Raw genomic sequence first — 383 nt, 5'->3', positions numbered from 1 at the left:
GGCACGGCAGTTGTTCGAGGAGCGGGTTCGCAAGGGGCCGCCCCCTGGTGTCCTGGCCTATGAACACGAGACCTGTGTCGGCTGGCTCCAGGTCGGCCCTCGGCGCGACATTCCTGAATGGAACAATCCACGCCGCGCCTCGACGCCGCTTCCGGATGCGCCGGCCGAGGATGAGCGGGTCTGGGCGGCATCCTGCTTCTTCGTCCGCAAGTCGTGGCGGGGCAAGGGCGTCACCGCGGCCCTGCTCGATGGCGCGATCGTGTTCGCCCGCGAGAGCGGCGCCCGCCTGCTTGAGGCTGCCCCCATGCACCATGAATTCAAGCGCAGTAGCGAAGGCCTTTACGTCGGCCCCGAGCGGGTCTTCCTGCGGGCCGGTTTCGTCG

The 383-nt window shown here is 68.7% G+C and carries 1 protein-coding gene; it reads left to right on the top strand.

Annotated elements, in window-relative coordinates; all coding sequences use genetic code 11:
- The coding region (locus tag AB4Y92_RS26405; protein ID WP_441822316.1) for a GNAT family N-acetyltransferase at window positions 1-383 on the top strand (383 nt) is incomplete at both ends.

Origin of the sequence: Lysobacter sp. TAB13, assembly GCF_052113885.1 — a bacterium.
In the GTDB taxonomy this organism is placed as follows: Bacteria; Pseudomonadota; Gammaproteobacteria; order Xanthomonadales; family Xanthomonadaceae; genus Lysobacter; species Lysobacter gummosus.
The sequence above is the reverse complement of the archived record's forward strand: the minus strand, read 5'-3'. Positions and strand labels throughout refer to the sequence as shown.